At 48.0% G+C, this 26,042-nt stretch carries 19 protein-coding genes and 1 pseudogene; 4 read left to right on the forward strand and 16 right to left on the reverse strand.

The genetic code is table 11. From position 1 onward, the window contains the following. Nucleotides 1-25: 25 nt before the first annotated feature. From ACTHRH_RS00660 to gpr, 4 genes and pseudogenes are all read right to left on the reverse strand, one after another. Nucleotides 26-1,033 carry an ABC transporter ATP-binding protein gene (locus tag ACTHRH_RS00660; protein WP_144934064.1) on the reverse strand — a complete coding sequence of 336 codons (1,008 nt, stop codon included), beginning with the start codon at nt 1,031-1,033 and terminating at the stop codon, nt 26-28. A gap of 20 nt (nt 1,034-1,053) precedes the next feature. After that, a pseudogene (locus ACTHRH_RS00665) lies at nt 1,054-1,425 on the reverse strand (extracellular solute-binding protein); the annotation flags it as partial. A gap of 14 nt (nt 1,426-1,439) precedes the next feature. Then, nucleotides 1,440-2,603: a GntR family transcriptional regulator gene (locus ACTHRH_RS00670; RefSeq protein WP_144934062.1), complete on the reverse strand. Its 1,164-nt coding sequence runs from the start codon at nt 2,601-2,603 to the stop codon at nt 1,440-1,442. Nucleotides 2,604-2,902: 299 nt separating this feature from the next. Further along, nucleotides 2,903-3,898, reverse strand: coding sequence for a GPR endopeptidase (gene gpr, locus ACTHRH_RS00675; protein ID WP_144934060.1), 996 nt, complete (start codon nt 3,896-3,898; stop codon nt 2,903-2,905). 194 nt (nt 3,899-4,092) lie between these two features. On the opposite strand from gpr, the gene rpsT reads away from it, so the two are divergent. Next, nucleotides 4,093-4,365, forward strand: coding sequence for a 30S ribosomal protein S20 (gene rpsT / locus ACTHRH_RS00680; RefSeq protein ID WP_144934058.1), 273 nt, complete (start codon nt 4,093-4,095; stop codon nt 4,363-4,365). Between the two features lie 178 nt (nt 4,366-4,543). On the opposite strand, the gene holA is transcribed toward rpsT, so the two are convergent. From holA to ACTHRH_RS00695, 3 genes are all read right to left on the reverse strand, one after another. Then, nucleotides 4,544-5,563, reverse strand: a complete 1,020-nt coding sequence (holA, locus tag ACTHRH_RS00685; protein WP_150960054.1) for a DNA polymerase III subunit delta — start codon at nt 5,561-5,563, stop codon at nt 4,544-4,546. A gap of 219 nt (nt 5,564-5,782) precedes the next feature. After that, nucleotides 5,783-7,006, reverse strand: a complete 1,224-nt coding sequence (locus ACTHRH_RS00690) for an anti-sigma factor family protein (protein WP_379290538.1) — start codon at nt 7,004-7,006, stop codon at nt 5,783-5,785. Further along, complete coding sequence (locus tag ACTHRH_RS00695) at nt 7,003-7,551, reverse strand: RNA polymerase sigma factor (protein WP_144934052.1); 549 nt, start codon at nt 7,549-7,551, stop codon at nt 7,003-7,005. Before ACTHRH_RS00695 ends, ACTHRH_RS00690 begins: the two co-directional genes overlap by 4 nt. A 288-nt stretch (nt 7,552-7,839) precedes the next feature. Between ACTHRH_RS00695 and ACTHRH_RS00700 the strand changes: the two genes are divergently transcribed. Further along, entirely contained in the window at nt 7,840-8,748 is a 909-nt protein-coding gene (locus tag ACTHRH_RS00700; protein WP_379290536.1) for a fumarylacetoacetate hydrolase family protein, read from the forward strand. A gap of 231 nt (nt 8,749-8,979) precedes the next feature. On the opposite strand, the gene ACTHRH_RS00705 is transcribed toward ACTHRH_RS00700, so the two are convergent. From ACTHRH_RS00705 to ACTHRH_RS00720, 4 genes are all read right to left on the reverse strand, one after another. Next, nucleotides 8,980-10,614: an ABC transporter substrate-binding protein gene (locus ACTHRH_RS00705; protein ID WP_379290534.1), complete on the reverse strand. Its 1,635-nt coding sequence runs from the start codon at nt 10,612-10,614 to the stop codon at nt 8,980-8,982. Nucleotides 10,615-10,658: 44 nt separating this feature from the next. Next, nucleotides 10,659-12,290 carry an extracellular solute-binding protein gene (locus tag ACTHRH_RS00710; protein WP_144934046.1) on the reverse strand — a complete coding sequence of 544 codons (1,632 nt, stop codon included), beginning with the start codon at nt 12,288-12,290 and terminating at the stop codon, nt 10,659-10,661. A 244-nt stretch (nt 12,291-12,534) separates the two neighbouring features. Next, entirely contained in the window at nt 12,535-13,416 is an 882-nt protein-coding gene (locus tag ACTHRH_RS00715; protein ID WP_144934044.1) for a carbohydrate ABC transporter permease, read from the reverse strand. A 12-nt stretch (nt 13,417-13,428) separates the two neighbouring features. Then, the gene (locus tag ACTHRH_RS00720) at nt 13,429-14,367 is read right to left on the reverse strand and encodes an ABC transporter permease (RefSeq protein WP_379290578.1); all 939 of its coding nucleotides are present in this window, start codon (nt 14,365-14,367) and stop codon (nt 13,429-13,431) included. A 471-nt stretch (nt 14,368-14,838) separates the two neighbouring features. Between ACTHRH_RS00720 and ACTHRH_RS00725 the strand changes: the two genes are divergently transcribed. Continuing rightward, nucleotides 14,839-17,115 carry a helix-turn-helix domain-containing protein gene (locus ACTHRH_RS00725; RefSeq protein ID WP_144934042.1) on the forward strand — a complete coding sequence of 759 codons (2,277 nt, stop codon included), beginning with the start codon at nt 14,839-14,841 and terminating at the stop codon, nt 17,113-17,115. A gap of 348 nt (nt 17,116-17,463) precedes the next feature. On the opposite strand, the gene ACTHRH_RS00730 is transcribed toward ACTHRH_RS00725, so the two are convergent. Then, entirely contained in the window at nt 17,464-17,829 is a 366-nt protein-coding gene (locus tag ACTHRH_RS00730; protein ID WP_440413589.1) for an HD domain-containing protein, read from the reverse strand. A gap of 780 nt (nt 17,830-18,609) precedes the next feature. Here ACTHRH_RS00730 and ACTHRH_RS00735 point away from each other — a divergent pair. Beyond that, a complete protein-coding gene (locus ACTHRH_RS00735) occupies nt 18,610-19,338 on the forward strand; it encodes a stalk domain-containing protein (RefSeq protein ID WP_440413591.1) in 729 nt (242 codons plus the stop codon). A 233-nt stretch (nt 19,339-19,571) separates the two neighbouring features. Here ACTHRH_RS00735 and ACTHRH_RS00740 read toward each other — a convergent pair whose 3' ends face one another. The 4 genes from ACTHRH_RS00740 to ACTHRH_RS00755 form a co-directional block, all read right to left on the reverse strand. Next, entirely contained in the window at nt 19,572-20,858 is a 1,287-nt protein-coding gene (locus ACTHRH_RS00740; protein ID WP_440413593.1) for a S1 family peptidase, read from the reverse strand. Nucleotides 20,859-21,326: 468 nt separating this feature from the next. Further along, on the reverse strand, nt 21,327-23,906 hold the full coding sequence (locus ACTHRH_RS00745) for a DNA internalization-related competence protein ComEC/Rec2 (protein ID WP_440413836.1): 2,580 nt from the start codon (nt 23,904-23,906) through the stop codon (nt 21,327-21,329). Nucleotides 23,907-24,225: 319 nt separating this feature from the next. Beyond that, nucleotides 24,226-24,738 (reverse strand): deoxycytidylate deaminase, encoded by a 513-nt coding sequence (locus tag ACTHRH_RS00750; protein WP_150959244.1) that lies wholly within the window; start codon nt 24,736-24,738, stop codon nt 24,226-24,228. Nucleotides 24,739-24,747: 9 nt separating this feature from the next. Further along, entirely contained in the window at nt 24,748-26,040 is a 1,293-nt protein-coding gene (locus ACTHRH_RS00755) for a homocysteine synthase (protein WP_440413596.1), read from the reverse strand. Nucleotides 26,041-26,042 lie beyond the last annotated feature (2 nt).

A 26,042-nucleotide genomic window follows, 5' to 3' on the forward strand; every position in this document is an offset into this window, starting at 1 on the left:
CGTTCAAAGTCCTACCCCCAGTCCCTCAATACTGCAAAATATCGCCTGATCGGATAAAAATATCAACGGCGTCGCCGACCTTACGCTGATCCAGCCCGCTTTCCTTCTCGATCGTTTTGAGCAGGCCCCCTCCGGCCACTTGCAAAACATATTTGCTATATAGTCCATAGAATTCGCGGTCGGCCACTGTCCCCTGCAGATGGATGACGTCCGGGCCGGACAGAGGGAGCAGGCTTACCTTCTCATTCCGGATATAGGCCGTTTTGCCCGGGGCGATCCTCTCCCGCAAGCTGCTGCCGAGAATAAGTTCCGGCGCGATTCGGTTGATGTCACCGATAAAATTGCACACGAACTCCGTCTGCGAACGATCGTATACTTCTTGCGGAGTTCCGACCTGCTCGACATTGCCGTTGTTGAACACCGCAATGCGGTCGGACAAGGTCAGTGCTTCTTCCTGATCGTGCGTGACATAAATCGTCGTAATGCCGAACTGTTTCTGAAGCAGCTTCAGTTCATTCCGCAACTGCACCCTCAGCTTGGCGTCCAGGTTAGACAACGGTTCGTCCAGCGCGAGGATGGCCGGCTTCAGTACAAGCGCTCTGGCGATCGCTACGCGCTGCTGCTGACCGCCGGACAGTTCGGATACCTTCTTGAACAACTGATCGTCCGTAAGATCGACCTTGCGGGCTATTTCCCGCACATCCCTGTCCATTTCGTCTTTCGATGCTTTCTTGACACGCATGCCGAAAGCGATATTCTCGTATACATTCATGGTCGGAAACAGGGCGTAGCTCTGAAACACCATGCCAATGCCCCTTTTCTCGATCGGAACATGGGTAATGTCCCGGCCGTTCAACAGGATGCTTCCGCCGGAAGGCGCGATGAATCCGACCAGGCTGCGGAGAATCGTCGTCTTGCCGCAGCCCGACGGGCCGAGGAATGTAAAGAACTCGCCTTCGTTAATGCTCAAATTGAGGTTTTTCACAGCATGGAACGACCCAAAATGAATTTGTATATCTCGAAATGTAATCATCTTTATCCCTGCTTCTTAGTCTATTTCATGATCTGCAATTCAATTTTCTCGACCCATAGCTCGACATTGTCCGCTATGAAGCCCCAATCGAGAGGCTGCGCCTTTAAATTGGCGTACAGCTCTTTAACGGATTCGTTGGCACGCTCGACTGCCTTCGTATTCGCAGGCATTGCGTCGAATTGTGCGGCAAATTCGCCCTGCACTTCGGCGGAGCCCATCCACTCGACGAACCGTTCTGCCGTCGCCTGCTTCTTCGTGCCGTTCACAATGGCGATCTGTTCAACGATCATCGGAACGCCGATGTCCGGACTGACGATGCCGGCCTTCACTTTATACTGCTCTTCCTTCTTGGCCAGTGTACCGGAGACGATGGCTCCGAGAGGCGTCTTTCCGAGAAAATGAACTTTCATACAGTAACTCCTTTGTCTGACACTGATTTTCTTTCTATAATTTCGGTCTGGATTTTGATAGTAAGCTGCTTCTCTTTCGAACGGTTCACACGCTTCATCAGCAGCTCAACGGCCGAACGGGCCAACCGTCCCGTATCTTGCCGAACCGTAGTCAACGGAACCGGCGTCAACGCCGACAGCTTGATGTCGGAAAATCCGACGATCGATAGCCGCTCCGGCACCGGGACGCTCATGTGAAGCGCTGTAAACAAAGTGGAAATCGCCACATGATCGTCCCCGCACATGACCGCTGTCATCAGCGGATTGCTGCCGATGAACTGTGCCTGTTCCGGATCCATTTCGTTGACGCGGCTTGGGTCGCAGGGCACGCTGCGGAAATGGATATATTGGTTTTTGACCGGTATCCCGTGATCGAGCAGCGCCTGAATATACCCCTGATAGCGTTCCTCCCGGCTTGTTATGTTCTCTATCGCGTTGGAGGTATACCCGATTTCCCGATGACCTTTAGCGATCAGATACTGTGCCATCTCGTACGAGCCCCGAAAATGGTCGTGATAGACGCAATCGATCTGCACCTCGCGAAAGATGCGGTCGATGATGACGATCGGAATCCGCTCCAGCTTCATTTTGAGCACCTGGTCGCTGCAAGTTTTGCGGCCCTGGGGGAACAAAATCATGCCATCGACACCCCTGTCGACGAGTCTCTGCAAATAACGGTCTTCGTCGTCCTTATCCTTGCTGAATTTCAGAATAAGGTCGCAGTCATGCTTCAGCACCTCATTTTCGACAGCCGTAATAATTCTGGAAGTGTAGTCGGACATGTGGGGTAAGATGAGCGCGATCTGTTTGCTTGATTTCCGCTCGGCGCTAGCCGGCGACTGCTGCTTAGAGCCTTCGCCAACGCTGACTCCTCCTTCCCGATTTCCGGCAAGGAACGTACCTCTTCTTGGCAGTCGGTAGACCAGACCTTGCTCCGCCAACCGTTCCAATGCCAGCTTGCTCGTCATTCGGCTGACACCAAACAGCTTCGCAAGCTCTCCTTCCGAAGGGACGGGATCATGCGGTTGAAGCTTGCGGCTTTCAATGATGGCCAGCACCTTGTCTGCTACTTGTAAATACAATTGTTGTTTTGTACTTTTGGACGAAGAAATGGGTTTCATCTCGAGACATTCCTCTTTTTTGTCATACTGGCAGACCGGCGCATGATCTTTAATGATCCGGCTCGATCTAACATGAACTTACTATATGTCACTGACACATTCAATGACATATTAAGTTAAGCTTGTGTAAATTTTTTATGAGAAATTTTCCATATCAGTAGTATGCATAGCGTTCCGTTTCATTGATATCAACCGACCAATCCAACCTCAGATCCGGCAGTTCTAATGTGATAAAAAAAGAAGCAGAGCTTCAATCCGCTCCGCTTCTACATCTGTTTCTGCTTAAGCTTCCGTATTCATCAATGGGTATAGGCCGAAACATTCTCCATATCGACAGCCTCATGCAAGGCGGCATTGAGGCCGCTGGCGATGATATGGGCGATATCTTCGATAAATTGATCGATTTCCTTGGGAGTGACTAACAGATCATGCCCGAGCGGAGCGAGAACCTCCTTCACCAGCTGCAGCCGCTCCTGTTCCTGCAGTTGGTCAAGCATACCGAGAATTTGCCCGGTCTGATCCGTCAACCGGTGGAAATGGCTGGCCATAAGATCAATGCTGTTATTGACTATCGTTGAAGCATACACTACAGTCGGAACGCCTATGGCGATAACGGGAACCCCGAGGATCTCCTCCGTCAAACCCTTCCGCTTGTTTCCAATCCCCGATCCCGGATGTATTCCGGTGTCGGCAATTTGGATGGTCGTATTTACACGCTCCAATGACCTTGAAGCCAGCGCATCGATCGCGATTACGAGGTCCGGCTTAGTCATCTCTACAATCCCTTTAACAATTTCGCTGCTCTCAATGCCGGTTATCCCGAGCACTCCCGGAGCCACCGCGCTTACCTGACGGTAACCCGGACTCACTTGATCCGGAATCAGCTCGAAATAGTGGCGCGTCACCAAACAATTCTCAACCACAAGCGGCCCTAGAGAGTCCGGCGTTACGTTCCAGTTGCCCAGCCCGATAATGAGCACCTTATGCTCCTTTGTCACGCCGATTTCTTGGAGAAAAGCCGCAAACTCCTGAGCAAGCTTCGTTGTAACGCGGTTTTGCAGGTCACTATCCTTCTCCCTCAGCTTAGGCACTTCAATTGTTATATATTGACCGGGAAGCTTGCCGATGGCCTGGCCGGCTTCGGGAGATGCTACCTTGATTTTAGTAATGCGGATACCTTCGTGCTCATCCGTTTCCGACTCCAGGCCCGGAATATTATCGCCAAGCTCATTGGCGGCCATTTCCTTTGCTTCCAACGCTAGATCGGTTCTAACCGAATAGGCGCTTAAATCCATTCTCTCGAATCTCCCTTCAAAGCATCTGTTGGCTGTCCAATTTTTCCTATTGTGTCTTAAACTTGATTCTATTATGCAGCGGCACGTTCGCTATTGATTTTTGCCCGGCACCGTGATAAAATATTGAAAGTTGTCAAGAAACTTGGGTGAACCACTTGATCGAACTGGTTTTCTGGAACTAGGAGGTGAATGCAATGCCAAATATTAAATCCGCTATTAAACGGGTTAAAACGAACGAAAAGCGTCGTTTGCAGAACGCTTCCCAAAAGTCCGCACTCCGTACGGCAGTGAAAGCTTTTGAGCAAGCAGCTAACAGCAACAACGTGGAGAACGCTCAACAAACCCTGAAGGTTGCCATTAAAAAATTAGACAAGGCAGTAACCAAAGGCCTGATTCATAAAAATGCAGCCAACCGCAAGAAATCTCGCCTGGCGAAAAAGTTTAACGAAATCAGTGCACAAGCTTAATGCGTAACCGCTTCGCAAGAAGCAGCTTACCCTTAATAAAACGAGCAAAGTCCAAAGACTTCTTAATCGAAGCCCTTTGGACTTTTTTAATAGATGAGCCGGCGGCCGGCAGGCCCCTGATCGTTGCAGGGGCACGCGTTGAGCAATCCTCCCACCCTGCCCATATCCTTGTTGACCGCTAGACGGCCATATTCAGCAGCAGAAGCTCCAATCCGAAGCTCTTATCGATTTGACCGCTCTTCATCTGATAATCCAGATCCGCAAGCCTGGACAGGATCCGGTTAAGCCGGTTGACATCATATTTCCTCGCTTGCTCCGCCGCCAGTTTAACCGCATAAGGATGAGCCCCGACAGCTCCGGCAATCTGCTGATGAGAATAACCGGTCTGAACCAGCTCCTTCACCTGGGCGATCAATCTGTACTGCCGCGCCATTAAAGCGACAATCTTGATCGGCTCTTCTTTCTGCTTATATAAATCCTGCAGAATCTCCAGAGCTTTCCCCGTATTCATCTTGACCAATTCGTCAATCAGAATGAAGACGTTCTGCTCCGTCGTCCGGGCCACCATCTGTTCCACCAGGTCTGCCGTCACTTCTCCCCCGCTGCCCACGTACAGCGACAGCTTGTCCAGCTCCATGGCGAGACTCTGCAAATCCGTGCCGCCGTACAGCAAGAACTTCTCCAAGGCGCCGGAACCGAAGGTCATTCCGAGACGATTGGCCCTGCGTGCTGCCCAATCAGCCAGCTCCTCGGCCGTCAAGGTCTGGAACGCCAGCAGGCATTTGCGTTCCTTGAGAGCTTTGACGAGCTTCTTCCTCTCGTCCAGCTTCTCGGCGTCGACAACCAGGATGAGGACGGTATAATCGACAGGATTTTTCAAATATTCAATCAGCCGCTCCAATCGGTGCTCCACCTTGGAGTTCTCTTTCGCCCCGGTCAGAAATTGGGCATTCTCCGCGATGATCACTTTCTTGGGTACGAGAAAAGGGACCGTCTCCGAATCGTCGAGAACTACATCAAGCGGAGTTTCGTTAAGATCATAGCGGGTCACCGCAAACTCTTCATGCTCGGGCTCCACCAGCTTCCCCAGCATGAACCGGATGAATTCGCGGCGACGGAACACTTCGGGGCCGTAGCAAACATAAACGGGCATCAGCTTGCCCTGTTCAATCTCCTTGACTATCGATCTGTAATCCATGCTCCCACCTCAAAGTTCATCATAACAGCAACAAAGGGAAGACGTCAAAATCCATGGATTTTGCGTCTTCCCTTTGTCCCAATGGACTGCTGTGTATATAAACACCTGGGTGAAGGCTCTAGAAACCTTCCCCCGGGCGGCCTAACCGCATCAGGTCCATTCCGGATACCGTTTTACTATACTATATGTCCACCGGTCGCTCCTTGTGCGCAAAATGGGCTAATTTTTTGCTTCGGTTTGTTCGAGGATATCTACAGTATAGCTGGTCGTTCCCGACTCTGATTCGACTTCGTAAATCAACTGGCGATCGTCCAGCCATTTCACCAGACGCAATTGATCTTCCGGCTTCCACTCACGGACCGATTTGAACAGCAGATTGCCCTCCGTATCCTTCACTGTTACTCTCCGGTCCTCAATCACCGCAACAGAGCTTCCATCGGGGGAAGGAAGCTCCTCCGCTCCCATAGACATGCTGCCAAAGCCGTATTGGCCGGCATCCGCTTCGCTCGCTTCACCCGCTAATGACTTCTCGACGATGGGAGCCTGCTCCGTAGAATCGGACAGCTCATCCCGCTCCGCTTCCGCCGGAGGCGTATCCTGACCGTAAGATGACTTTTCCTTCATCTCCTGAACTCCGTCTTGACTTGTCAGGTTATCCGGAACTTGTTGGCTGGCCGCAAAGTCCGGTCCTTCCTGTTGATCCATCTTCGGTTCAGGCTCCGCAGGCGGGTTATCCCGCGGCAGCTTGGCAGCCGGATCATTCTTCTCCTGCTGCTGATTCCGCATCCCGGTAATGCTCCGCTCCTGCAGCCCTATCTCGGGTTCTTCCTCCAACTTATTCTGTTGACTGGTATCCGTATCGGGAGAAGGCGTCTCTGCCGGAGCAGGCCCGATCTCCTTCGATAGATCGCCCATAACCGGTGATTGGTGACCTTCGCTCTCTTGTTGTTGTGATGAGGAACTCGTACCGGCATCAGATTCAGATTGGGCAGGAAGATGATACGTGCGGCTCGCTTCCTCCCTAAGCGGTAAATCGGCGCGCTGAGTACCGGTCTCGGGCAGGTCAAAGATATAAATTCCCAGGGCAATTCCCGCCGCGGCAACTCCGCTGACCGCGGTCCACAGCAGCCTTCGAGGTCTCTTCCCTGTTGTACGGGGCTTCGCTGAAATCTCGGGGCGGCCGTGCAGCCCGGGTTCCGCCTGTTGGGGATTCGCTGCCGGCTCCAACTCCATAAGCTTGGGCAGGATGGAATCGACAATACCAATCGGGGGCGTAACCTCCGGAAGAGACTCCAGCCCGGCGGACAATTTCTCGAGCATCTGCAATTGCGCCGCGCAGCTTTCACACTGTTCGGTATGGGTAAACAGCTTGATCTCTTCTTCCGGCGACAAATCCGAATCCAGATGTCTCTGCAGCAGTTCTTCCACCTCATGGCATTTCATCCTCGAACACCCCCTTTCTGATATTCTTGGAGGTAAATTTGAAGCTGCTTTCTGGCCCTGAACAAATAAGATTTAACCGTATTAATGGGCAAATCAAGGGATTCGGCTATTTCGTTATAAGAAAAATGCTGTAAATAACGCAGCACAACGACTGTGCGATGATGTTCCGGCAGCTTGTTGATCGCTTCTTGGATATCCTTCGCTACATATTGGGATACAACCTCATCTTCAACGTTATCCGCTGCATGGAAGTCCAATTCGTGCTCGTCAATGGATACCGCGGGCCTGGCTTTTCGGAACTTATCCATGCAAAGATTGGTTACAATCCGCTGGACCCATGTTTTGAAAAGCGCCTTTTCCTCATATGTGTGAATTTTCGTATAAATTCTAATTAGAGCTTCCTGCGAAGCATCCAAGGCGTCCTCCTGGTTGCCTAAAATATAGTAGGCCGTTCGGTAAACATGAGTTTCTATTTCGCGCAAAAGAGTTATCAGAGCGTCGCGATCGCCCGCTTGAGCAGCTTGGATCAATTCTGGCGATACCAAGTCTGGGATCCCCCTCCCTTGCATACATATAGACGGCGTGCCGCCGCAAAATGTTGCATTCTACGAAAACTAATTATCCGGCATGCTAGTTTATTCATTATGGACCTATATAGAATACCAGATTTAAGGGAGACATCCTATAGTCTTCGGCCATCTGGCAGTGATATTTTGGAAGAAAGGAAGATTGACCCCTATAGGCGGCCATGTTACGATTAGTAAAGTTGTTCCATTTTGGGAAAATAGTTTTAGCCCATTGAACATTACTCAAACTGTGGGAGGTTCAACTTAATGAAACTGTTAACTTTCAGGCTTGATGGGGAGTATCGTTTAGGAGTAAAGACAGAGGCAGGGGTCATCGACGTGCAGGCGGCAGCCGCTCATAGCGGTTATAATGATAACAAGCTTCCCGCCACAATTATGGATGCGATTACATGGGGCGAGGATGCGGTCAGCGCTATATCGAAGCTAATCGAGACCGTCGCTTCCAAGGGTGAAGACCAGCCCTACCTGCTGGACGAGAGCAAGCTGGAATTTGGTCCCTGTGTCACTCACCCTAACAAAATTATTTGTGTAGGCTTGAACTACCGCAAGCATGCGGAAGAGACGAATGCGCCTATCCCGAAATATCCTATCTTATTTAATAAGTTTAATAATACGCTGACCGGACATGGTCATGATGTCACACTGCCTAAGGTAAGCACGAAGGTGGATTACGAAGCCGAGCTTGTCATCGTCATCGGCAAGAAGACGAAGGATGTTTCCAAGGAGCAGGCTTTGTCCCATGTATTCGGCTACTGCAATGTCAACGATTTGTCGGCTCGCGATCTGCAGCTCCGTACCCCCCAGTGGCTCCTGGGCAAAACATGCGACGACTTCAGTCCGCTCGGCCCTTACCTGGTCACTTCCGATGAAGTCGGAAATCCGAATGATTTGAAAATTGAATGCTATGTTAACGGAGAAGTGCGTCAAAGCTCCAATACGGCAGATATGATTTTCCATTGTGACGAGATCGTCAGCTATATCTCCCAATATATGACGCTGGAGCCCGGAGACATTATTCTGACCGGAACTCCGGAAGGTGTCGTGCTCGGTTATCCGGAAGACAAGCAGGTTTATCTGCAGGATGGCGATACAGTCACTATTCAAATCGAGAAACTGGGTCAATTGACCAACCGTATGGTCGCCGAAAAGCACTGATTCTCATCGGTTTTCGGTCATTTTAGGCAAAATGGAGAGCTTCTCCAAATTGTACCGAGCGTAAGCCAATTACCGAAGCGGGTAACGATGAAAGAGTAAGAGCGAGTGTTAGTGGAAATTTGTCCGCTAGCCTCGCTCTTTTTTAGAATCCATTTGATGCTTTGTCGGTTAAGAACAGCCGATTCGCCTGATTTTGTCCGAATAGGACTTTATGATTTCGTTTAAACAAGTTCACTTGGAGCCCTGCATATACCTTTCGTATCCCGAGCGGTAGATCCTCATATATTCGTCCAGCCCCATCTGCTTCAAAGTGCTGACATAACTATCCCATTCGTTGAAGGAAACCGAGCCGTTAATGAATCTGGCTACCATTTCATCCACATAGGGATGAATGTCCGCACTCAGAATCGACATTCTCTCCGTTTCCTCCTGGGTATAGGTGAATGGCGGCCATATTTCCTTGACTACGTATGGCCTCACTCTTTCTGCCGCCTCTATCGACTCGGGCAGGCTTTCCGAGCCTTTAAAGTACTTTTTGGTAACAAAGCCCGGATAGCTGCCTCCCAGCCAAACGACATATTTGCTGAGCTCCTGCTCGAATGTCCTGCCGCTCTTGTTGTTAAGAATCGAGTCGGTGTAAACCACTTCACCGTCCGGAGTTTCAACGTAGGACTCTCCTTCTATGCCCATGAAGAACATTTTGCTGCCCTCATCGCCGAAGAAATAATCGATCCAACGAACCGTTGCTTCCGGATAGGGATTGCGATCTGTGATGACGAACGCGCCCACATGGATCAAAGGAGTCTTGACGTGGGAGTACAGGCGGTCGCCATGAGGGCCCTCCAGCACGGGAAGCCCTACGTATCCGGTCTGGTTCATTAAGGTGAAGGGAGAGGGAACCAGCAGCGAACCGTAGACCCCTCTTGTACCGTTAGCATATAACGCGCTGCTTTTGACGGTGAAAATATCTTTCTCCAACAGCCCTTCCGCATAGAGCTTGTGAACATACTGCAGCAATTCTTTATAACGCGGATCGGCAGGGATAAAGCGAAGCTCGTTCGTTTCCGGATCCATATCCACCCTGGAATGGCCCATCCCCCGGTTTCCCAGCCCCCAGGCTCCCTTAAGGTGATTGAGGAGAGCACTCGTGCCGACAGATCCGTAAGGAATTTCATCCGCCTTGCCATTGCCGTTCAGGTCCGTCTCTTTAACCGCCTTCAAATACTGATAAAACTCCTCCGTCGTTTCCGGCGGTTCCATGCCCAGCTTGTCCAGCCAATCCGCCTTGACCCACAATGGATAACCGATCAGCATGGACATAAAATCGGGATCATAGAAGGAAGGAAACGAATATATATTTCCATCCGCCATCGTCAGCCCTTTGCGAATTTCCGGATATTTCTCCAGCAGCCGCTTGAAATTGGGGGCATATTCGTCAATCAGATCATTCAGGCGGATGAAAACCCCTTGCTGACCATACCGGAGCAGATCGGCCGAGCTCAGACGGGACGTCATGAACGCATCCGGATAGTCCCCGTCCGCCAATACCAGATTTCTCCTCGAAGATAACTGGTCGAACGGAACCATCTGAAATTGCGTATGAATTTGCGTCATTCTCTCATATTCTTGCCAGATTCTTACCTGATTCCAATCGGGGTGAGAGGTAGGAGATTTACCTGCAAAAATATGCAAAGTAATCGGCTCTTTAACAATAGGCATGCCTGTAAGGTTAACCAGATCCGCTCCAGTCATGCCCGACCGGTCACCCGCCTTATCCCGCGGCTTCGAATCATTATCGCACGAGAGAAGGACTCCGGACAGCAGAACTGTTATGGCCAGCCCCGCCGCATATCTTTGTTTTGTCATACCATCTCGGCCTCCCCGATTGCTGTCTTTCAACGGATGTCTGTTTATTTATTGTATCTTTCGTAGGCTTGTTTGTACACTCGCATGTATTCTTCCAGCCCCATCTTCTCAACGGTCTTGACATAGTTATCCCATTCACTGAATGGCATGGAACCGTTGATGAATTTCGCTTCCGCTTCATTGACGTAGGAAGTGATATCCTTACCGATCGAAGACATGAATTCGGTTTCTTCCTCCGTATAGTTGAAGTTGTTCCAAATCTCCGGCACTCTGTGAGGCTCGGCTTTCTCGCCAGTGGCTATGGATTCGGGAAGGGTTTCCGAACCTTTGAAATATTGCTCCTTGACATATCCGGGATAGCTGCCGCCCAGCCAGGTAAAATATTTCGCCAGCGCCTGGTCATAGGTCAGGCCATTCGGATTGTTTGTAATCTCGTCAACGTACTCCAGCTTGCCATCGGCCGTCTCTTTATAAGTGACATCCTTCTGTCCCATGAAGTAGAATCGGGCTCCTTCTTCGCCGAAGAAATGATCCATCCAGCGGACCGTTGCTTCCGGATGCTTGTTCTTATCGGTAATGGCAAAAGCTCCGATATGAACCATAGGGACTTTAATATGAGTGTACATCTGGTCTCCATGCGGCCCTTTAAGAGCACCCAGTCCGACATAACCGTCCTGGTTCATTAATGTTTTCGGATTGGGCATAATGGTGGAGCCGAATGTCCCTTCTCCCCCTTTGGCATACAGATTGCTTGACTTGATAGTGAAAATTTCACTGTCAATCAGCCCTTCCTGATAAAGCTTATTCACATATTCCAGCAATTCCTTGTACTTCGGATCCGTCTTGATGAACCGGAGCTCATTCGTTTCCGGATCGACATCCACAAATTTATGGCCTAAACCGCGATTCCCCAGGCCCCAGGCCCCTTTGAGATGATCGAGCAAAGGCCCGATACCCGCACCGCTGAATGGAATTTCATCCGCTTGTCCGTTACCGTTTAAATCCGTTTCCTTAACGGCCTTCAAGTATTGATAGAACTCCTCGGTCGTTTGCGGCTCGGACATATTTAATTTTTCCAGCCACTCCTGCTTGATCCACAGCGGAGTTCCAATCAGCATCGGCAGAAAATCCGGGTCGTAGAAGGACGGGAAGGAATAAATGTTGCCGTCCGGCATCGTCAGTCCTTTCCTCAGATCCGGATAGGTGTCCAGCAGCTTCTTGAAATTCGGAGCATATTCGTCGATCAGGTCATTCAATTTAATGAAAACCCCTTGCTGACCGTACCTCATCAAATCGGCCGAGCCTAACCGGGCGGAATAGAAAGCATCGGGATAATCTCCGCCGGCCAGGATCAGATTTCTCTTTTCCGTCAGGCTGTCAAACGGGATCAGGTCGAATTTGATTTTCATATTGGACATTTTCTCATATTCGCTCCATACGAGCGTCTCTTCAAACTTATTGCCGTTAGTGGCCGATTTACCGGTAAAGAACGTCAGCTCAATGGGCTCATTGACAATGGGAAAGCCCGTTTTGTTCAGATTGGCGACTTCCGCGCCTCCCTCTGCACCTTTATTTCCGGCGTTCCCGCCGTTATCATTGCCTCCACAGCCTGACAATAAGCCGGCGCCGAGAGACGCGGTCAGCGCTACTGAAGTCCATTTACTCCATTTGTTCATGTTAGTTTCCTCCCTTTTTATGTTTGAATCTTGGGTTGTATCCCCGGCATTAAAGCCTCGCATCCTTGCTAGCCCTAGCGCCAGTGATCTATGAATAATCCCGCAAAGTGACGTATGGCCTTCGAAGAGCATCCGTCTGCATCCTGATAAGGTCGGCGTCCAGCTTTCCTCTAAGCGCGGTCGCTCCTCTTGGCTTGGCTTCGAATAAGATTTATACGGCACTTTACGGAAAGCCCAATCCGGGTCAGCCTTTAATGGCCCCAATCATAACTCCTTTGACAAAATACTTCTGCAAGAAAGGATACAGCAGCAGAATCGGAAGATTGGCCACAATAACAATCGCGTATTTGATCGCCTCCGCATCCATCAGGCTGTTGGATAACGAATCCGCACTGATATCGAGCATTTCCTGCATCTGCCCCTGTACCAGAATCTCCCGGAGGAAGAGCTGCAGCGGATATTTGGCGCGATCGGTCAAGTAGATCAAAGCCGTGAAATACGAATTCCAGTGTCCGACGCTGTAGAATAGAATCATGACCGCTATGATCGGCATAGACAAGGGCAGAACGATGCGCGTCAGAATTTGCATGTTTGTGCATCCGTCAATGGAGGCCGCCTCCTGCATCTCGTAAGGAATCCCGTTCTGGAAAAACGTTCTCATGATCAGAATGTTCCAAACCGAGACGGCTCCGGGAATGACCATAACCCAGAAGGAGTTGAGCATGCCCAGGTTTTTGATCAGCAGGTAAGTAGGAATCATTCCTCCGCTGAAGAACATCGTGAAGACGATCATGGCCGTGAACGTATTGCGCAGCATAAAGTCTTTGCGGGACAAAGGATATGCCGCCGCGACCGTCATCACCAAATTGATGGCGGTTCCAATGACGGTGTAGAGAATGGTGTTCCAATATCCCATCAGGATTTCCTTGTTCGCGAACACGCGCTTATAGCCTACCCAGGTCAGATCCTTGGGCCATAGCCATACTTCTCCCCGCATAACGGCTCCCGGGCTGCTGATAGAAGCGATCACGACAAAGAAAAGAGGATAAAGGACAATGATCGATATAATAATGAGAAGAGAATAATTGATGATGTTAAATATCCGGTCCTGTGTTGTCTCTACCATCTGGCTGCCTCCCTACCAAAGACTCGTCTCATTGACCTTCCGGGCAATGAAGTTGACTGTAATCAGCATTATGAAATTGATAACGGAATTGAACAATCCGACCGCTGCCGAGAAGCTGTACTGCGCTCCGAGAATACCGCTGCGGTAAACATGCGTCGATATAACGTCGGATGCCGGCATATTCAGGTCGTTCTGCATCAAGAAGACCTTCTCGAAGCCGACGCTGAGGACGGAACCCATGTTCAGAATGAGCAAAATCACGATGGTGGGCATAATTCCCGGAATATTGATGTGCCATATTCTCTGCAGCCGGCTGGCGCCGTCCACCCGGGCCGCTTCATGCAATTGCGGATCGATCCCCGACAATGCGGCCAGATAAATAATCGAGCTCCAGCCCATATGCTGCCACACGCCGGAAAACACATAAATCGTCTTAAACCAGCCCGGCTGGGTCATAAAGGAAATCGGATCTCCGCCGAACGCTTTAATTATTTGGTTAACGAGCCCGCTTTGCGGAGACAGGAAAATAAGAACCATTCCGACTATGACGACGGTTGATAGAAAGTGCGGAGCATACGTAACCGTTTGCACGAACCTCCGATAAGTTTTCGACCGAACCTCATTAATCATCAAGGCCAGAAGGATCGGCACGGGAAAACCGACTGCCAGCTCGTACAATCCGATTCCCAAGGTGTTCTTGATCAGCCGCCAGAAATAATAGCTGTCAAAGAAACGCTCAAAATGCTTGAAACCTACCCAAGGACTCCCCCATATTCCTTTAGTCGCAATAAAATCCTTGAAAGCAATCTGCACACCATACATCGGGAAATACTGGAAAACGGCAAAATAAATGACGACGGGCAGAAATAAAACATATAAGCTCCAGTTTCTTCTTAAATTTTTTAGGACTTGTGAAGCGAATGATTTTTTGGTACGGTTGGTCGTGTTCATTCGTAGTGATGCTTGTTCCAAATTGCGATTCACCTGCTTTCGTAGTTTTGCGGAGCTGCCGATAAGCCCGATCATAAGTGAAACAGGGTTAAAATTGAATTTACACTTTATTAGATTCCTTGATTTTTTTTAGATTCCAATGGAAAGGCAGGGTTATAAAAAACGGCTAAACTCCGCCATTTTACGCGAAAAAACAGCAAATAACCCCACAAATGACACATACCGTTCGAAGCTTATTCCATGCTCACCCTGGACGAGTACCGGGCCATTAACAGGGCAGCGTGTAAACCACCCTTTGATCTCCGTCGCTCTTCTTGATTTGCTTCGAAAAAGGATAATATAGTACTTGCGGGGAGCCGGGAAGGACTGAAAAAGTTTAAAAACAAAAAAACGGGCGCTGACCGCGACCCGAAAGAATAGCAAAACAGATTAAATGTATGTTTCGGTTATCGATGAAGGGGGACCATTCCGTTGTTGTGGTTACAGAGAAAAAATTCTTTATTTGTTAAAATCTTCTTCAGCTTTCTAATCGTTATCATTCTGCTGTCTTCTTTTAACTTGCTTTCTTTCACCTTTTTCAGAACGACCATCCAGAAGGAAATTATTCAATACAACCAGTTGATTCTGCAAAACGCGGCAGAACGGTACGGAGTTCACTTCTCCCGTTTGAAAACGCTCTTATTTGACCTTTATCATAATGACAAGCTTGCTGCCTTCAACCGCCAGCTACTGACCAAAAATGAACTGGAGATCAATTATTTGCTCACGGGCGATATTATGAAAAGCTTGCGGTCCGATGTCTATAATCCGCTTCATTATTTGGATAATATTATCATCTTCTTTCATTCCAACGGGTACGCCATTGAGAAAGAAGGCAGCAGCGATGCCGAGGAGCTCTTCTCGAGCTTCTATGCCAGCAGCCGATATCCGTATTCGTTCTGGCTGCAGCAATTTGACCGGCAGGAAAATTATAAAATCTATCCCGCTTCGGAATTCCGAATTCACTCTTCGAACGATTCCGGCACCCGTGAGATGATTCCGCTTTCTTTATTAATTCCGGGAAGCAATTATCAAATCGTCGCTTTAATAGAAGTAGAGAAACTTCTTCAGGCGTTCCATGGCGAGCATAAAAACGCCCATTTCATTATATTGAACGAAGAAGAGGACGTGATCTACAGCTCGTCCGGCACGGTGCCCGAATCAATGCCGTCCGCGGCGGACATCACAGATTACAAGCTGGCGGACCAATATTATTATTTTAAAGAACAGGACGAGGGGACCAAGCTGACGTTCCTGTCCGTCGTCCCCTATTCGAACATTGCGGCACAGGTGCGCAAGCTGAACTTCGTGCTGGCTTTGATGCTGGCTGTATCGGTCGCAATCGGAATGGTCGTCTCGTTCTTCCTGAGCAAAAAGATCAATTCTCCGGTCAAACAAATCATATCGTCCATTATGGAACGGAATCCGGACAAGCTGCAGAGCAGCATCCAGGAATTCGCATTCATTAATCAAAAGGTGCACGATTTGATCAAGGAGAAGGAAGTAATCGAGAATGAACTCGTTCATAACCAGTCCTTCTTGACGAGTTACAACTATATCAACAAGCTGAAAATGATTAATTCGGATTTAAATGAGTGGAAGGAATTTATGGCCGCTGAAGAGGAATTTACGATCGTCCTCTATCAATTGGTCTTCCGTTCTGCATCTTTTGCGGAGAGCGATATGAAGCCGGACAAAGCGGCCAACTATATTCAGGAGCATATCCGGTTAATGATGTCCAAGCGCCTGCCGGGATCTCATACGTTCCAAATCGAGAAGGATCAGATCCTGACCGTGTTAAGCGGGAAGCACAAGCCCGAGGAACTGAGGGAAATGCTGGAGCTGCTTAAGCAGATTCTCGACAGGGACAAAACCTACTGCTTCGCGTTCATCGCCGTCAGCTCCACTTATGACCGCACCTCCCAGTTCAACGAGGCCTATCAAGAGGTGCTGACCTTGGTCAGACAAGCGGAGCTGTTGGATGAAACCCAATTGCTGTACGAACCGAAGCCGCCGAGCCGACCGTTCGTTCTGACGCCCTCTCAGGAGCAGGAGCTGTACAATCACCTGCAGGAAGGCAACGAAAGCGCTTGTCTGGCCATCATTAACCGAATGCTCGACACGATGTTCAAGAAACAGGCGGCAGTGCATCAGTACAGCCAATTGGCTGAAAGCATCGCGGCCAAGACATTGCTGATCCTGGATACCTATCATCTCGATTCCGACAAGACGGAGGATTTGGACCATTTCTTATCCAAGCCGAGGGATTGCCATACTCTCGAAGAATATAAGGAGTATTTCCGCCAATTTATATCTGCGGTAGCCTCGATTGTCCAATCGAAGAAAGAGCAGCAAGATCCGATTATCGACTATATTATGGAGTGGCTGTCCACGAAGTACAGCGAAGACATTTCCCTGGATATGCTCGCCGACAAGCTGAACATGTCCAGCGCCTATCTATCGGTTTATATTAAAGAGAAGACCGGGATCAATTTCATTGATCATATGAACGGCATCCGGATGCAGAAGGCCAAGGAGCTGCTGGCGAGTACGGCGTTAACCGTAACGGAAATCAGCCAGCAAATCGGCTATCGCAATGTCACTTCCTTCAACCGGATGTTCAAAAAATGGACGGGAACCTCCCCCACGGAGTTCCGGAAAAATCAAGCCTTGCTCTCGGAGGACCTGGATGCGTCCTCTATGGATTGAACTGATTATATGCGTTAGGCGGTTGAAGTTTTATTGCCGGAGCATCCGCCTGATGCCTTTCTGATAGGAAGCAGGATAGCTAACTGGATTTCATGCAGCTAGTTTGCCCTATTTGAGCGAAAAACGAAAACTAACGGGAAAACCAAGGCTGTCGATTCATTGTGGGAATGGTATTACAACAGGATGTTGTACTAGTGAAAAGTCCAACAGCGAAAATGTAACGGAACTGGGAGACCCTATTTCGTCAAAATAGGCCGTTTTTTTAAACTAACGGAACCAGACGCGCTTATTTCATAGAATTATCCTACTTTCGCGAGCATTTCTAGGGAATAAGGTCATCTGGTTCCGTTAAAATGACCGAAAGGCCCTTTTGGAGCGATTAAGGTCATCTGGTTCCGTTAAAACCAAAACCGTGCAGGATTTTCGCATGAATAGCAGGCCGCTTTCCTTCTCCTCCTCACGATAATAATCATGCAGCAATCCTGCGGTCATCGTCATTTCACGATCCACAGCCAGCTCGTCCGACATGTCCACAGCCAGTTCCATCACCCGAACCGCATGGAAAAAATCATGTCCTGTGGAATCGCGCTTCATTTTATCCCAAATGGTCCGCACTACCGGCTCAAACCATTCCGGCAAGGGGATTTGAATAAAGGGAATGTTACGTTTGATTGACTCACTCCTTACCTCCAATTTGCCTTTCACTTTTGCCATTTTTACCATATATTAATGTATTTGTGGTATCAAGCCATCTGTTAAATTTCTTCTTCATTTTTCGCGCCCACATTTCCTTCAAAGGGACACTTGTTTCTCAGAAAAGATTATTACAAATAAGATGCCATCATAATTCCACCCTAGACTGTAACTTTGCAATAATATCAGCTATGCCTCAATTATAAAAATAGTTCCAGCAAGGCAGATCTTTTACGTTAAAAAAAGATAATTAAAAAAATCACCGAAACATTATTAAGTTTAATGGAGTCTATATAAATGAGGCTTGCTGAACCGGGCTGTAGAGGAGAGCTATATGGAAAAGGATTGCGTTATGATGTATCCGCCTTACTAAAGTAATCTTTAGAAGAAAATTAGCATTCCAGGGGCCACGCTGCGGTTAAATGAACCTTTATTTTTCAGTCAATCGAACATATCATAAGTTGGTCGTGAGACTAAAAAAAGTACCTTTTACTAAGCTTTGTGCTTATATTGCCCGTTTCGAATATATTTCCGTTCAGCTTGCCCTAGATAGAATTTTGATAATTAAAAAATAATTTTATTAGCTTCATCGCTACTCTGGGTGGGGTAAATAGACAGCGATTTTATATGGAGAGGCGGGCATGATAAGCTGGTTAGCAACGCGAATTCCTTACCCTTCGCGGCTTTCGCGAGTACTCATGCCCGCAGAGGCTCCATGTCAAATCGCTCTATTATGCCTCTCAAACGTAGTTTTTCCCATGTAGTATAGCGAAGAGCCTTTTATTACGAGGAGGACTTTCTATGAAAAAATTTTTGATTGGAATCGCTTGTGCTGGGGTTGTTTCTCTAGGAGCATCAGTTGCTTATGCTTCTGATTATGTTCAAGCGCTCTTATTTCCGGTCAAGATCGAATTTAATGGCCAAGACAAAGATCTCGGTAATGATTACACCATATTGAACTATAACGGCCATGCTTATGTCCCCGTTCGGTACATCGTAGAAAACATGGGCGGTGCAATAAGCTATGATGGGCAATTGAATCAAATATCCATAAAATATGCCGAAGATCAAAATCGCTTCTCTGAATTAAATTCGATTAAACAGGAAGGATCTTTCTCTCTATCTCTTGCCTCTCAAAAAAAAGAATACACTCGTAATGAAGCCATAAATATATGGGCAGAGCTTACTTATTCGGGAAATACAACAATAGAAGTTCAACATGCCAACCCTCTAATTGTCTACTATATCAAAGATGAAGTTGGAAATTACCGGGAAATGGCAACCTTGGATTCGAACACTACTGAAGCTATTACACCCAATCAAAAATATAAAAAGAGCTTTCCTTCCGGATTAGTCTCGGCGTTCAACTACGATAAAAGCGGGCTAAAAGACTACGGGGCCTTTTTGGAAAACTTCCCAGCTCCCGAGTTATTAAGTCCTGGAAATTATGAGATTGGCGTCAAAGCAAACTTCAGGGCAGATAATGAAGAGAGAACAATAACTTCTTCTTTGGATATTACGATAAAGTAATAATAAAAAGCAATATATTATTTGGCTCAATCATTCAATAATCTCATTGATACAATTCCTAAAATAGGATAAATTCAGTAAAATTTTGTTGTTTAGAAATTTTGATAATGTTATGATTAATCTAATAACAAAATGAATAGTAATAAGCCTATAGAATGTTCTTTTTAGAACTATTGTCTATAGGCTTGTTATTTAATTTATTTCAAAGTAGTTCAAGTTCTAACATTATAGAATCAGAATGATAAATTCCATTGAGACAGTACAGCACTCACATGACTGAAGTAAGACGAATAATTTCCAGAACTACCAGAGCTCGCGAAATGAATTCCCTTTAGTACGCTTCCATCAAAAATAGTTCCACCACTGTCCCCACTCGCAACAGCATAATTGGCTTTTCTGACATGTTGGTAAACTTTCCCAGCAATGCTATCCCATACATCGACGTTTGTAATTGTTCCACAACTATAGCCAGTAACTTGTCCAGAGAGACAAACCCTATCTCCAACATTATCAGAATTGCTCGGCTGAGCAGATGTTAGAAGAGTATCATTAGGTTGATATTTATAAACATATTTGCTCGCGATACTTGAAGGAATTGAAATTATCCCGGAATCATTATTTCCTCCTTGATGCGTCCCGGATGCTAGGCCAATAAATTCGCCTCCCTGAGTTATATAATCATTTGTATTCAGACAATGCCCAGCTGTTACAAGGTAAGACTGACCATTTTTTGTAGCACTAAAACCTGCTGTACAATTCTGGTCCATATCAGAGTTATAAATTCTGACGCCTCCATTTATTGGACGAATTTTGTCAGTTCTAGATGCATCAAGTTTAAACTCTTGCGATTTTCCAAAACTTAACATGTCTTCGGAATATTTTTGTTTTAATTCATCAACAATTGATTGATCATAAGGATTAATTAGTACCTCTACCTTTTGTGAGGGAATATCTGTTTGAACAGTCAAATGAATGCCTTTAGCCTCAAGTTCATTGTGCATTTGTTCAAAAATTTTACTACCTAAATCTCTTAATTCATCTTCTGAATATTTTGCTTCGTGAAATTTGATTTTAGATGAGTCCCCATAGATATTAGTAACTTTACGTATCTCTTCTTCTTTGTTTAATAGTGAATCTTTAAAACCAATATTGATAATTCCACCATTTGCTTGATCAATATAAAGCCAAGCATACGACTTATCTTCCTTTAAATAATTTAGAATTTTGGGTTTGTTTTCTCGTTGCCTCTGAAATCTTTCATTCAATTCCTTCTCTTCGTTTGGAGTTAATGCTACGCCATGCCCTAAAGAAATCTTGTTTGTTTCCATTACTTCCTTTACATAATTCGGCTCCTGATTCAACCCAAATATTGCTCTGTACGAAATGTTTTTTTCAAATTCCTCAGACTCTGCTAACTGATCTGCGCTTTCTGCTCTTGTTGATCCTTGGTAGCTTAACAAAGGTACGAGTAGTGCAACACTAAGAACGAGGGCGGACAATGACTTTCTCTTAATTAACATATTCGCTTCCTCGCTACTCTGGGTGGGGTAAATAGACAGCGATTTTATATGGAGAGGCGGGCATGATAAGCTGGTTAGCAACGCGAATTCCTTACCCTTCGCGGCTTTCGCGAGTACTCATGCCCGCAGAGGCTCCATGTCAAATCGCTCTATTATGCCTCTCAAACGTAGTTTTTCCCATGTAGTATAGCGAAGAGCCACATATTCCTTCCTCCTCATAGTTTACTTGGCTAATTATTGTTAAAAGTAGAATAAAAAAACATTCAACAATAATCACCATTATATTCCAATTATAGCTTGTATTTGGTTTTTTGTCCATATTTATTGTGAAATTTTTACTATTTTATTAAATATATCTATAATAGTTTAGAAAAAGCTATAATTATTTTAAAAATCATCCTCTTATTCATTGTCCACTGCTGACTTTTCAACAATGGGGTATCATCGTTCCCATCTGCACTCATTCGTTTACTGCAGCATCGTCCGGAAACGGTAGCCTTGCTTGCGGATGATCATTTGCACCTCCCCTTGCAGGTCGGTTCGAAACAGATTTACGCCGCGGCTCTCCAGTCGCTCCACCACTACCGGGGAAGGGTGCCTATACGGGTTATTAACCCCGGCGGAAATGACCGCATGGCGAGGCTGCCAATAATCGAGCCACTGCTCGGTAGTGGATGTTTTGCTGCCGTGGTGCGCCACCTTCAGCACATCGACAGGCCTCAATCTCTCCTCCAGGGCAGCCCCGTCTATTCCGCTATGGGGGCCGAGACGGATCTCCTTCAGCGAATGCAGAATGTCATATTCCCCCAGCTTCTCAACATCCCCGGTAAACAATACCCTCGCTTGATACATGTCCAGCATAAACACGACGGAATGTTCATTTTGCTCTGCGGAATAACTTACCCCCTCATCCTTCTTATGGTCAGGATAGAGAAGATACAGCGCTGAATATCGGTCCAGCGGAATGTTCTGCCCGGCTTCCGCCGCATACATGGGAATATTTTTATCCAATGCCGTTTGGAATAATTTACGGGTGCCTTCATTATCCTTCAAGCTCCCGTTAAACAACAGACGGTCCACGGGGATTTGCTCAATGACAGCCTGCAGCCCGCCGATATGATCCGTATCCGCATGAGAAATGATCAGCCAATCCAGGCGATGAACTCCTCTTTGTTTAAGAAGCGGCACAACCAACCTCTCCCCGACCTCGTAAGGCCGCGATCTTTGCTTCCATTCTTCTCCCGGCTTGGAAAATCGCATCGTCCCCCCTCCATCGATCAGGATATGCCTGTGTTCCGGTGTACGAATAAGGATCGAATCCCCCTGGCCAACATCCAGAAATTGAATGACCCCTTCCCTCTTCCAAAAATCGGGGCTATAACCGTATAAAAGGAGGAGAAGCAGAACAGCGCTAAGCGCATAAAGTCTGCGCCTATGAGATATTTCGGAGGTCCCCGGTTCGACGGTTAACATCGGCCCGTTCGCTTCCCTCCTCCTCTGCCGAACCCGATTGGCCTGGATCATTATCGCAGCCCATAATCCATAATACGCCAGCATCCACCAAATAGATGGGGAAGGCCAAATAAGATGAAACGACCTCCAGCCGTCCAGCCAATCGACCAGTCCAAAGCACAGGTCATTAATTCGTACCACCACCCAGGCCGGCCATTGGCCAACCGTGCTCCACAAAGAACCGATGACGAGGGAGACGAAGCCTAAAGGGATGACCGCCAGGCTGACAACCGGAACAACAATAAAATTAGCCAACCAGGATAAAAGCGAAAATTGGTTAAAATAGTAAACCGAGAGCGGGAAGGAAGCCGCTTGTGCCACCAAAGTCACCGAGAGCGCTCCGCTCAAGGCAGGGTAGCGGTTAGGCAAAAAGGCATTTAACCGAGGAACGCCGACAATAAGCCCGATCGTCACCAGAAAAGAAAGCTGAAAGCTGACATTGACCAAATAATAAGGGTTCCAAACGATCATCAGCAGTCCGACCAGACTGACCAAGCTGAGTCCGTCTTTAAGTTTGTTTGCTCTCGCAGCGTATAGCGCCATCATAGCCATAATGCCTGCCCGAACGACGGAGGGGGCCGAACCGGTTACAACAATATAGAAGGGAAGCAGGAGAATCGCGATCAGCAGCTTCGTCTCCCTGGTCAGTCCGAGCCAGCCAAGAACCGTTAGTATTGCGCCCGTAAAAACAGCCACATGCAGTCCTGATATAGCCAAAATATGAGTCAGCCCAAGCTGGGAAAATTGCTGGAATTGTTCCGGGTCCAGATCCTCGCGAAGCCCAACCAGCATTCCTTTCATATAACCGGCTTGGTTATCCGGAAACAGCCCGTCCAATACACCGGCCAGACGGGCCCGGAACTGATCGTTCCAGCGGAGAACAGTCATCCTGTCCCAATGCTTGCTTTCCGTTACAACTATCCGTTCCGTTCCCTTCTCCGTTATCTGCCAATGAACATGCTGAAACCGCATATAACTGCGGTAATCAAAGCCGCCGAAATTTCTTGCTCCTGACGGCAGAAGCAGCTTTCCGGCCAGCTTGATTTCATTCCCTCTGTTCCATTGAGAGGCTTTGGCCTGCTCCGATGGCTTCACGAGCCGAATCGATACCTGCATTTTCTCCCGCAGGTGCGGCATTGGACTTAACGTATCCGAAGCCTCCTGCGAATTAAGCGGAGATAAAGCGGATATTTCCCGAACCTTAACCGTGAAGGAGGCGCGGTCACCGTCAACGGTCACAGGAGAAATAATTTGGCCGGATATATTCACTTCCGCATCTGCCCATTCTTCTCCTAAGGAAGAATGGTTCCGCTCATCATACCACTGAATATAACTGAAGGAAGTAAACAGCACCAGGATCAGGGAAAGCGGTCTGCGCGCCGGTATTTTGAGCAGCCACAAACTTGCGGTTAACGCTGCCGCCAACAAGGCGGCTATTAATGGAATGCCTAAATGCTCAAGCTGAAGGGCGGCCGCTCCTCCAATGACCCAAAGACAAGCAACGGTAAGCAGCGGTCTGCTGTATACCAACTGCACCAAAATGCTCCCCCCTTTCATAACCCCACAAAGTGACGTGTGACCTTCGAAGCGTATTCCGTCCCCACTCCAACGGAGTCGGCGTCTAAACCTTCCTCTAAACGCGGTCGCTCTTCATGACTTTACTTCGATAAAGGTTTATACAGTACTTTGCGGGGAGCCCCGAAACTTATAAAATTATCAAAAAAAGAAGAACCTCTCTTCGCTTAGCGCGATAAAGAGGTTCTTCCTCATTTATATACTTTTATGGGAATTCATTCGGAACGGCTTCTTAACATCCGCAGGTCCGGCACAACTAAATCGTAGGCCGACAGATTCGTCAATCTGTAACGTTCATAACGGTATCCGCGGGAGGCTCATAACGTTCCAGAGTGCGGAATACAATTCCCCTTGCTTGCATTAATTCCATTACTTTATCGGCGTCCTTAGGATAGGGACGGTGATAGACAATTTCCTTAATCCCGCTATTCGCGAGCATGTTGGAACACGTCCAGCAGGGCTGATCGGTAACATAAACCGTAGAGCCTTCACGGTCCGTCCGATCGGTGAAGAGCAGCAAATTCTGTTCGGCGTGAATCGTCCGAATACATCTTTGCTTCTTGACCATCCGCTCTTCGCCGTCAACGTTAGTCATCTCATACTCCTCAACGAGCATACAGCCCGCTTCCGAGCAATCCGGAACTCCCATCGGTGCACCGTTGTAAGCCGTCCCCAACAGCTTCTTACCTTGAACAAGCACAGCTCCAACGTGCCGGCGGGGACACTGGGATCGAGTAGAGGCCATGTAAGCAATATCCATGAAGTAGGTATCCCAATCTTTACGAGTGCTCATCGTCTGCTCCTACTTCTGGCTGGCCTGGATCGCTTGTTCCAAATCATGCAGAATATCGGCAATCGCTTCTGTACCGATCGAAAGACGAATCATGCCGGGAGCTACACCGGCCGAACGCTGTTCTTCCTCTGAAAGCTGCTGGTGAGTTGTGCTTGCCGGATGAATAATCAGCGACTTCGAATCTCCAACATTCGCCAGATGGGAGAACAGCTTGACATGGTTGATCACCTTGCGTCCGGCTTCCAGTCCTCCCTTGATCCCGAAGGTCATAATCGCTCCCTGACCCTTCGGCAAATATTTCTGTGCCAGCGAATAGGAGGGGTGGCTTGGCAGCCCGGGATAGTTGACCCATTCAACAGACGAATGCGCCTCCAAATATTTGGCAACTTCAAGTGCGTTGCTGCTGTGACGCTCCATCCGCAAGTGGAGGGTCTCCAGTCCTTGCAGCAGCAGGAACGAGTTAAATGGAGAAATGGCGGCTCCCATATCACGCAGCAATTGAACACGGGCCTTGATAATATAAGCCATCGGGCCAACCGCGTCCGTATAAATTACACCGTGGTAGCTCGGATCCGGTTCAACCAATCCCGGGAATTTGCCGCTCGCTTTCCAATCAAACTTGCCGCCGTCCACGATAACGCCTCCGATGGATGTTCCGTGTCCGCCGATGAACTTGGTCGCGGAATGAACCACGATATCGGCTCCATGCTCAATCGGACGCAGCAAGTAAGGGCTCGGGAACGTATTGTCGACAATAAGAGGAATCCCGTTCTCGTGCGCGATTTTGGCAACGGCTTCTATATCCAGAATGTCGCCCTTCGGATTCCCGATCGATTCGGCAAACACCGCCTTAGTCTTGGGAGTGATGGCCTTGCGGAAATTTTCGGGATCGGAAGAATCCACGAATTTGACGTCAATTCCGATTTTAGATAACGTTGTCGAAAACAGATTATAAGTTCCGCCATACAAACTGGATGAGGATACGATTTCATCGCCGGAGCCGGCAATGTTAAGAATGGCGTATGTAATGGCAGCCTGACCGGAGGCTGTCGCCAAAGCGCCCACTCCGCCCTCCAAAGCGGCCACACGCTTCTCGAACACGTCCGTAGTCGGATTCATGAGGCGGGTATAAATGTTGCCGAATTCCTTAAGGGCAAACAAATCGGCCGCATGATCGGTATCGCGGAAACCGTAGGATGTCGTTTGGTAAAGCGGCACAGCCCTGGACAGTGTTGTCGGATCGATCTCCTGCCCGGCGTGAATCGCCAAAGTTTCCAGTGCTAATTGACGTTCTTCTGACATTT

Origin of the sequence: Paenibacillus sp. SAFN-117 (assembly GCF_051966115.1) — a bacterium.
In the GTDB taxonomy this organism is placed as follows: Bacteria; Bacillota; Bacilli; order Paenibacillales; family NBRC-103111; genus Paenibacillus_L; species Paenibacillus_L residui.

What these genes read in the sequence shown, in the direction of transcription:
- ACTHRH_RS00660 (WP_144934064.1), bottom strand. Translation starts at nt 1,033, where the DNA reads ATGATTACATTTCGAGATATACAAATTCATTTTGGGTCGTTCCATGCT.
- ACTHRH_RS00670 (WP_144934062.1), bottom strand. Translation starts at nt 2,603, where the DNA reads ATGAAACCCATTTCTTCGTCCAAAAGTACAAAACAACAATTGTATTTA.
- gpr (WP_144934060.1), bottom strand. Translation starts at nt 3,898, where the DNA reads ATGGATTTAAGCGCCTATTCGGTTAGAACCGATCTAGCGTTGGAAGCA.
- rpsT (WP_144934058.1), top strand. Translation starts at nt 4,093, where the DNA reads ATGCCAAATATTAAATCCGCTATTAAACGGGTTAAAACGAACGAAAAG.
- holA (WP_150960054.1), bottom strand. Translation starts at nt 5,563, where the DNA reads ATGGATTACAGATCGATAGTCAAGGAGATTGAACAGGGCAAGCTGATG.
- ACTHRH_RS00690 (WP_379290538.1), bottom strand. Translation starts at nt 7,006, where the DNA reads ATGAAATGCCATGAGGTGGAAGAACTGCTGCAGAGACATCTGGATTCG.
- ACTHRH_RS00700 (WP_379290536.1), top strand. Translation starts at nt 7,840, where the DNA reads ATGAAACTGTTAACTTTCAGGCTTGATGGGGAGTATCGTTTAGGAGTA.
- ACTHRH_RS00705 (WP_379290534.1), bottom strand. Translation starts at nt 10,614, where the DNA reads ATGACAAAACAAAGATATGCGGCGGGGCTGGCCATAACAGTTCTGCTG.
- ACTHRH_RS00710 (WP_144934046.1), bottom strand. Translation starts at nt 12,290, where the DNA reads ATGAACAAATGGAGTAAATGGACTTCAGTAGCGCTGACCGCGTCTCTC.
- ACTHRH_RS00715 (WP_144934044.1), bottom strand. Translation starts at nt 13,416, where the DNA reads ATGGTAGAGACAACACAGGACCGGATATTTAACATCATCAATTATTCT.
- ACTHRH_RS00720 (WP_379290578.1), bottom strand. Translation starts at nt 14,367, where the DNA reads ATGAACACGACCAACCGTACCAAAAAATCATTCGCTTCACAAGTCCTA.
- ACTHRH_RS00730 (WP_440413589.1), bottom strand. Translation starts at nt 17,829, where the DNA reads ATGGCAAAAGTGAAAGGCAAATTGGAGGTAAGGAGTGAGTCAATCAAA.
- ACTHRH_RS00735 (WP_440413591.1), top strand. Translation starts at nt 18,610, where the DNA reads ATGAAAAAATTTTTGATTGGAATCGCTTGTGCTGGGGTTGTTTCTCTA.
- ACTHRH_RS00740 (WP_440413593.1), bottom strand. Translation starts at nt 20,858, where the DNA reads ATGTTAATTAAGAGAAAGTCATTGTCCGCCCTCGTTCTTAGTGTTGCA.
- ACTHRH_RS00750 (WP_150959244.1), bottom strand. Translation starts at nt 24,738, where the DNA reads ATGAGCACTCGTAAAGATTGGGATACCTACTTCATGGATATTGCTTAC.
- ACTHRH_RS00755 (WP_440413596.1), bottom strand. Translation starts at nt 26,040, where the DNA reads ATGTCAGAAGAACGTCAATTAGCACTGGAAACTTTGGCGATTCACGCC.